The following is an 8338-nucleotide window of genomic DNA, read 5'->3' on the forward strand; positions in this document are numbered from 1 at the left end:
TATGGCGTCCTCGGCAGACTGCACCAGGCCCAACCCGAACTGCTGCTCAGGGTCGGACTGTTTGGGCATTTCTGGATGATTCCGGCCTCTGCCGTCTTCGATTCGTTCGAGTCTGGGGACACCCTGCTCGACGTGGCCCACCCCAAACTACCCTACTACTCAGCCAAGGAACCTGACCATGCCGACGACACCTCTCAACTTACTCCCCAACTTTGACGCGGTGAACGCAAAACCCGTGGTGCTGGCCCCAACCCAAACCATCGAACTCTGGATTATTGGCTGTGGGGGTACCGGATCGTTCCTGGTGCAGTTATTGTGCCGGGTAGCCCTAGCCCTGACGGCCCAGGGTCGAACCACCAGACTGGTGCTGGTAGACCCGGACCATGTTGAAGCCAAGAACGTGACCCGGCAATGCTTCTGCGAGGCTGAGGTGGGCCTGAACAAAGCCCAGACCTTGGCCCTCCGCTACAGTGCCGCCTTCGGGGTGCCCATCGAAGCGCTGGCCCAACCCTTCAAACCGTCGATGCTCCTCGACAGTCCCTATGAAACTCGGCAAGTGCTCTGTGGCTGCGTCGATAATGCGGCGGCTCGACAAAGTATTGCCGAAGCCATCACAACCCCCCGGTACCGGAGCCTAGGTTCGGCCTGGTGGATTGATGGTGGCAACAGTCAGCACCACGGTCAGGTGTTGGTCGGCAACAGCAGCTCTGTCAAGCTAGAGGATTACCAAACCGACCATTTTCGGTTCTATGAAAACCTGCCCATGCCCACGGTACAAGCTCCAGAGCTGCTAACGGCCCGACCAGAGGAGCAAGGCTTGTCGGGACAGTCCTGTGCGGAACTAGCCTTCGCCAATGCCCAAAGCCTGATGGTGAACCCTCAGGTCGCTACCCTCATGGGTCGATACGTGGTCGATTTGCTGAACAACACCCTAACCAAGTTCGCCACCCACTTCGACCAACAGACCGGAACCATGGTCTCTCACTACAACACAGACGCCAGCCTTGCAGCGGTCTTGTCCCGCCCTGCTGCTGGTTCTGAATGAGCCTAAAGTTCAAACCTAAGACTGAAGCCACCCCCGCCGCCTAGCCGCTAGAACGGAACTGAAGCAAGGCCCAGCCCTATCGAGCGGCTAGCAACCGGATCGTTGTCCCGGCATAGAACCATCATGCTCAAAACTCAACTCTCAGAGGACGGACGCACCCTACGAATCCCTGTCGTCAGGGTCGCTCCAGCCCCCGGTAACCGACGCACCCTGAAACGCAGCGAACCCACAGCGGGAGCCCTAGAAGGCGACAAGTGCGGCTACCAAACCGTTGAAAATGCACCCATTTCAGCCATCTTCCCGCAAGACCAACTCAAGTCCCTGATGGTCGTCAAAATGGCTCCAGGGACAGCTGACGAGGACAAACGTCCCCACCTGCTAGACGACATTTCTCAAAAGGGAGATACCCGCACCCATCTCTTCAGCTCCGGCAAGACCCATTACTTTGGTAGTCCTGAGTTGAAGGAAGAAATCCGCACGTTCTTTCGCTCTGAGCCAGATGCCGCCGTTCGCTATGGGTCACTGTTCACCTCCAATTGCTACGAAGGGCTAGAAACGATAGGGCCGCAGAACACCGTTGGCCCCGATGACCACAGCGCCATCCAGCTTAAGGTGGTGAACTACAAGCATCCCGACGACCAAGCCTTCAGGACGGATGATTGTTTTGGCTTCTGTAACTCAGCCCTAGCGGAGAAGCTGGGCGCACCCAAAGACCGCCCCTTTCAGTTCCGATTGGTCTGGAACGAACGTTGGGCAGACCCAGGCCAGCCCTTCCTGCCGAGCTTCCTCAGTAAAGGGGTTCTCGCCGTTGACGATGAATTGGCCCCCAGCCCCAACCAAATCATCCTCGACCAGACCTCCATCAAAGGCATTCACAAAGGGGTGCTGGATACATTCGTGCCGCGAGGCGAGTATGAGTTGCCCCAGGCCGTTATCGGCAATCGGGAGAATGCTCAAAATCGGCGGTACCGCAATAGTTGGCAGTTCACAACCAGCTTCAGCGCTGAGGCCATTGAACAAGACTTTGGCCCCGTGACGCAAGCCGCCGCCGAACGGCTCAGGGTCATCCAAAGCGACCCGGTGATGCTCAAACGCCATGTCATTAAGCTGTACCACCAAAGCCAACACGATATCCAAGGCGAGGGCGAGGACAGTGACACCTACCATGACCAAGACGTGGATGAAGGTCAGGGCGAAAACCGCGAAGACCCAGTCATGATCCAACTGCTGCGCAAAGACAAGCTAGGCATCCTCAATGCCACGCCCAAGGTGCAGGACTACCAACGGTCTCGCCTACAGCGGGCCTGGAAAGAACTCGCCATCAACGGCGGTCACAAGCACCAATCCTCTAGAGCGGTGCCGTCGCGGGAGTTAGCCCGTGGTGAGGTCTGCATTCCTGGAGTGCCCGATGGCGAAGTCATCATCGTCACCCGCTCGCCCATCCCGAGCCGAGACAACATCCGCAAGTACGTCAATAACGCCACGGTCGAGCGGCTGCAAAACTACAGAGGCTGTATCTGGATGAACTCAGCCGATGCCGCTGAGTACCACCAGGGCGACTTTGATGGCGACCAAATGCAGTGGGACTTGGCACGAGATTTACCCAATATTTCCCAAGAAGTCAAATGGGCTGGCGAACCGGGGGACTTCAAGGGCATCCAACAACGGCCCAAACAGCCCTACGTCACTACCGACCTGAGCGTTTATACCGAGGATCGTGAATCGCTTAAGCAGGCGGCACCGATTATCCGTGGCTCTGTCCTTGAAGGAGCCTTGGGGGGTGAGCACAACAAAGTGGGTCTGGTCGCTAACTGGATTGGCCGGGTTCAGTCAGCCCAACCGAATGAGCAAGACCGACTCACCCATCAGTCTATGGAGGCCTTTCACACCGAAAAGCATGACCTCCTAGAACGCTTGATGGGCGCACTTCAGGTCGAGGTGGACTATGGCAAAAGTGCAGAACGGCTGGAAGACATCGAAGAAATTGGCGGCGAGACCCTGATTGCCGACGCTCAAGACTGGACAGAGGCTCACCCGGTACCCTTCTTTGACCACAAAAAAGACCCTGACCTGTATAAGCACGTCCTGCTACCCGATACGGGCTCTGGATCTGCCGTTGAGGTGCTGCCGCGCATTACCAACCAAGCCTGGGAAGCACTGCCCGTGGGCCAGAAGGAACGACGCTACTTTCAAACCGTCCTGCACAGTGAGGAAGAACGAGCGGCGGCCTTGACCCATCCCCTGTATCCCATCATTGAGGAATCAGCCCTGGCCTACAAGGAACAGTTCAACGCTCTCGTGGCCCGTAATCTGAAAGAAAAGCTCACCGCTCAAGAATCGGCCAAGCGCATCGGGGCCTTCTACCAACAGTGTGACGAGTTTGTCGCTCAAGGACTGGGAATTGAAGGTCTAGATGCTGAAGGCATTGCGGAAGTCAAAGACCTGTTCCACCTGGCCCTCTGGAAAGTCTGTCACACCTCGGAGACCCACCATGACAAGCGGCCCCTCGAACCCGGTGGCGAGATTTACGAGTGGGGTCAACGACAGCCGATTACCGTTGGCCCTAAACCCCTCCAACTCCACAAACAACCGGGCCTAACCGAGGTGGATGTCGTCACCGCCCCCTTTGGTACCAAGACCGAGGCTGTCAAACGCTATCTCGACCAAAACAACGTCACCTACACCGCCTACCAACAGGCCAAGGCTCCAATGATGGACTTTGTGCTGGCTCCCTCCACTCCTCCATCGGTGATCCGTTACCTCGAAAACCAACACCCCGACCATCGTTCCGTGCGCTTTGAGGGGCAGGTGAACCGACCCGCTGACTATGACAAGTGGTCGATTCCACGAAGTCGTTCTGGGACAGGCTCTCTGACCTACAACGTCTGTGTGCCGCAACTGTTGGCTGCCATAGAGCGTCAACAGCACCTCCGTGAGGGCATTCACGCGATGGGCCTACGCCATGGCGACTTCAAGACTCAATCACCGGGCACCAGAGCGAACATCGTACTGCGGGTGGGTCAGTTTCCCCATGACCATCCCGACAAGAGCCTCGCAGGCCAACCTTGCCTCATGTCCAACGACAAAATCGTGGGAGCCTTCCCTCAAAACCAAAAAATCCCCATCGTCGGCACCGTCTTTCGGGCTCCCGAACTGACCCTCAGTGCCAACCAACAGGGCATCGTCAATGCGGTCGAAGGGGATGTCGAACAATCCTCGATCTACGTGCCCATCCAGTCCTCTAGGGAAACCGAAGGATTTGCCGATGACCAGACCCTAGCCAGCGTCAAAGCAGTGCGAGCCGCGAAAGAGTCCGTCCGTCGTGGCGTTCCCTACCAGCCCGTCAAAGTGATTGAGCCTCCATCTCAGGTGAAGCAACCCTCTCAAATTCGGCAAGTAGCTCAACCCTCTAAACCTGCTCGGATTCCAGCCAGGGCGAAAGCTGACATGCAGATGGACTAAACCACAGCACGTCACGGACAGCGGCTAGTTTTGACTTTATTCAGACGGCCTGACTCTGAGAAGACTTGGAGCGGGTCGGAGCCTGCTGCTCATTTTAGTGGACGCTTTGGATTCGATATATCAGCCCAAAATAAAGCTCGAACAGCGTAGTAGGATGCTAAGACGATAGCTCGGTGCTACGTAGCACCGAAGGGTAATGTCAGCCCAAAATAGGGATCGGACAGCATAGTAGGATGCTAAGACGATAGCTCGGTGCTACGTAGCACCGAAGGGTAATGTCAGCCCAAAATAGGGATCGGACAGCATAGTAGGATGCTAAGACGATAGCTCGGTGCTACGTAGCACCGAAGTGAAGTTCCAACTAAGACAGCATCTCGGTGCTACGTAGCACCGAGGCGCAGTTCCGACTAAAATCAACCAATGCTAAATTGAGCAGGTGCTTACGTGGGCAAGGTCATTGCACTTTTCAATATGTCTGGAGGCGTTGGTAAATCTACGCTGACGATGAATCTAGCGCACCACTTACAGGCCGCAGGTAAGCGAGTCCTGCTGGTAGATATGGATCCCCAGGCGTCCCTAACAACGTTCCTGGGCCTCAATCCCTTTGAGATGGAATCTACGATCTACCAGGGCTTAGTCACGCAGCATCCACCCGTCGTGATGAACGATATATTGGGATGTAGCCTGATTCCAGCCAATATCTATCTGTCTCATGCTGAACTAGAGCTTGCAGCCGTGCTCCGACGGGAGTATCGGCTAGAGCAAGTCATCTCTAGAGTCTCAAGCCAATACGACTTAATCCTGATTGACTGCCCCCCCTCCTTGGGGCTACTGTCCATCAACTGCCTAGTTGCCGCCAACTACTTAGTGATCCCAATTCAGACAGAATACAAGTCTGTTGAGGCCACCATCAACTTGCTACAGACCACCTACGAAATTGCTCAGCAAATTAACCAGGAGCTACAGGTCATCGGGGCTGTCCCTACGATGTATGACGAACGCACCTCCCAGTCCCGTCGAGCCTTGCAGACAATTACAGAGGTCTTTGACCAACTGAAGGGAACTTCAACGAGCTTTAAAGACACTATCGTTTTCCCCCCAGTTCCTCGTAGGACAGACTTTGCGAATGCGACGAGCGAACATTTACCCCTAGCGGTCTACTCACCCAAACATCCAGCCGTCGAGACCCTAGCTACCATTGCTAAAACCTTGAGCGACATCGCAACAGCCTGAACCCAAACACAAAAGACTAAAGCAGAGTCAAGCTAACAACGTTGTGGAGAAGCGTCATGGGATCGCAGAAGCCAAAGCCAACTGGATTTAACTTACAGGGGCGAGGAATTTTAGGTGGACTCGTCAATACCCCTGACGTGAAGGCCCAGCCAAGTGGCGACCCAAGAACGATATCGCTACCCGTTAGCCAAATCCAACCTAACCCGAAGCAGCCAAGACGCTTTTTCTCAGAAGAGGGAATCGCCCAACTGGCGGCATCCTTTCAAAAGGATGGCTTCCGAGGGGCGCTGAATGTACGCCAACTCGAAGACGGTTCCTATCAGATTGTGGCGGGTGAGCGACGCTGGCGAGCGGCGAAGCAGGCTGGGCTAAATGAGGTGCTATGTATTGTTGAGGAGTACAGCGATGAAGAAGCCTTAGAGTTTGCCCTCGTTGAAAACTTACAGCGGGAAGACCTTAGCAAGATTGAGGAAACTGAAGGCATTCTCACCCTGATTGAGTCAAGGCTCGGTATTTCCCGTGACCAGGCTGTTTCGGTCATTCAAGTCGAAGGTCATCCTGACAGGCTGGCTCGGAGCGACGTAGCACCGAGCGACGCTATCCTAGAAATTCAGGCCGTTCTAGAGGCATTCAACATCAGTCTTCAGACGTTCCGAACCAAAAATCTGAGAACACTTTCCCTGCCCGATGAACTCAAGCAAGCCCACCTAGAGGGGCAACTGTCTTACTCCTGTGCGGTTGAAATTAGTAAGCTCAAGGATGAGTCGCAGCGTTCCCAGTTACTGAACGAAGTTCTAGAACAAAAACTACCGTTTCGTCAGGTTAAAGAACGGGTTCAAGCACTCAAGGCTGGAACCCCTTCAGAGACAGAATCAGAGCATCAGCCCATCCTGGACGAATTGGACAGAACCCTAAAACTGGCAAAGCGAGCTAAGACCGTCCTAGATAAACCCCAGAAACGCAAACGACTGGAGAAGCTGTTGAGTCAAATTAATGCACTCTTAGATTCGGGCGATGAGCACCTGAGTAGTGGATAACTACCAAGACCGCCGCAGTGCTTTGCCGATACCGCGAAGTCGTCTTCCTGGATCGAGGTCATGCCGACCGGGGCTTCGTTCACACAGATGCCATGACAAAATAACTGGGCTGGCACTACCGCATCTGGCTCAAGCGCAATACCTGGATTTAGTGGGTTGGGATAGGGGGAAAATTTAGGCAGTGGTGACACTGTCCTCGTTGTTTGACGCTAGGGTATAGGAGATTGGGTTGCCTATCATGCATCAAGGTAATTTGTAGATATATCGTTGGAAGGGCGCTATGGCTGTTACCACGCAAAAAATGACCTTTGCCGAGTACCTAGCCTATGACGACGGTACAGGAACCAAGTATGAGTTGGTGGATGGGGAACTGATTCCAATGGCGTTGGGGACAGGGGAGCATGGGGCAATCAGCGAGTTTCTGAATCAAACGTTTAAAGCCGAAATTAAACGGGCTTCCCTGCCCTGGACGGCTAAAGACATGAAAATTGGCCTTCAATCACCACGAGGGACTCGCTGGGACACCTCTAGGGTGCCGGACGTGGTGGTACTACCGCTGGAGCAGTGGGCAGGCTTGAAAAAACGAGAATCGGTGATTGCCCTACATGAACCACCGCCGCTGTTGGTGGTAGAGGTGGTTAGCCCATCGACGGCGACTGAGGACTATCGGGCTAAGCATACGGAATATGCTGTTTTGAATATTCCCGAATATTGGATTGTCGATCCAGGGCAGGCTAAGGTCACGATTTGCACGTTGCGCGATGGGGCCTATGATGACCAAGTATTTCAGGAGAATGACCGTATTATTTCGTCTACCTTTAACCGTTTGAGCTTAACCGTTGCCCAGATATTGGACACAAATGAGTGACAGCATAACGACGCTGGCAGCGCAGAGAAGGACGGGTCACGTTGAGTTTGGTCTGGAGCTTGTTTCTGATAAATTCTGCTGAATCACCTCGTATTGACCTCCTTACAACACGACCGTTGAATGAATGCGGATGTGGGGTTGGGTGGTGTCCCAGTAGAAAGTTTTTTAGGCGGCATTAAGCAGGCTGTCGTAAGGCTGATTCCAGGGCAACCGAGAAGGTAGACCTGGGAGATATCCGTGATTAATTGAATGATTAGCTAGATGATGGAGTAGCTTACTGATTGTTCACTGGCTCGATTACTGCCCCATGCCCAAAGACCTCGGCCTATTCCCTGACGAAGACAATTACTTTGACCTGCTCGACGGCCTCAAACAGCGGATTCGCACCGCTCAGGTCAAGGCAGCCTTGGCGGTTAATCAGGAACTCATTGCCCTGTACTGGCACATTGGGCGAGAGATTTTGGTACGACAGCAGCAGGCGGGATGGGGGAGCAAGGTGGTTGACCGCCTTTCGGTTGATCTGCGGCGGGAGTTCCCGGAGATGAAGGGATTCTCGCCCCGAAACCTGCAATACATGCGGGCCTTAGCCGAGGCCTACCCCGACGAGGCAATCGTGCTACAGGTCGTAGCACAAATTCCCTGGGGGCATAATCAATCCCTGCTCAACAAGCTCGATACCCTCGACCAGCGCCT

At 54.5% G+C, this 8338-nt stretch carries 6 protein-coding genes and 1 pseudogene; all 7 read left to right on the forward strand.

Annotation, left to right across the window (positions count from 1 at the left end; translation table 11 throughout):
- A pseudogene (locus H6G62_RS24945) lies at positions 1-216 on the forward strand (hypothetical protein); the annotation flags it as partial.
- Entirely contained in the window at positions 179-1045 is an 867-nt protein-coding gene (locus H6G62_RS24950) for a ThiF family adenylyltransferase (RefSeq protein ID WP_190500257.1), read from the forward strand. The pseudogene H6G62_RS24945 and the gene H6G62_RS24950, both read left to right, overlap by 38 nt.
- 123 nt (positions 1046-1168) lie before the next feature.
- Positions 1169-4507 (forward strand): hypothetical protein, encoded by a 3339-nt coding sequence (locus H6G62_RS24955; protein WP_190500259.1) that lies wholly within the window; start codon positions 1169-1171, stop codon positions 4505-4507.
- Between the two features lie 444 nt (positions 4508-4951).
- Positions 4952-5740, forward strand: coding sequence for an AAA family ATPase (locus H6G62_RS24960; RefSeq protein ID WP_190500261.1), 789 nt, complete (start codon positions 4952-4954; stop codon positions 5738-5740).
- 137 nt (positions 5741-5877) lie between these two features.
- Complete coding sequence (locus H6G62_RS24965) at positions 5878-6777, forward strand: ParB/RepB/Spo0J family partition protein (RefSeq protein WP_199325229.1); 900 nt, start codon at positions 5878-5880, stop codon at positions 6775-6777.
- Positions 6778-7057: 280 nt separating this feature from the next.
- A complete protein-coding gene (locus H6G62_RS24970; protein ID WP_190500265.1) occupies positions 7058-7645 on the forward strand; it encodes a Uma2 family endonuclease in 588 nt (195 codons plus the stop codon).
- 307 nt (positions 7646-7952) lie between these two features.
- Positions 7953-8338 (forward strand): DUF1016 N-terminal domain-containing protein (locus H6G62_RS24975; RefSeq protein WP_242052271.1); only part of this gene is annotated, 386 nt, incomplete at its 3' end.

Source organism: Phormidium sp. FACHB-1136, assembly GCF_014697375.1.
GTDB lineage: Bacteria > Cyanobacteriota > Cyanobacteriia > Phormidesmidales > Phormidesmidaceae > Nodosilinea.

Bases quoted from the DNA above. Each gene is read 5' to 3' on its own strand.
- H6G62_RS24955 (WP_190500259.1), top strand. From the start codon at position 1,169: ATGCTCAAAACTCAACTCTCAGAGGACGGACGCACCCTACGAATCCCT.
- H6G62_RS24950 (WP_190500257.1), top strand. From the start codon at position 179: ATGCCGACGACACCTCTCAACTTACTCCCCAACTTTGACGCGGTGAAC.
- H6G62_RS24970 (WP_190500265.1), top strand. From the start codon at position 7,058: ATGGCTGTTACCACGCAAAAAATGACCTTTGCCGAGTACCTAGCCTAT.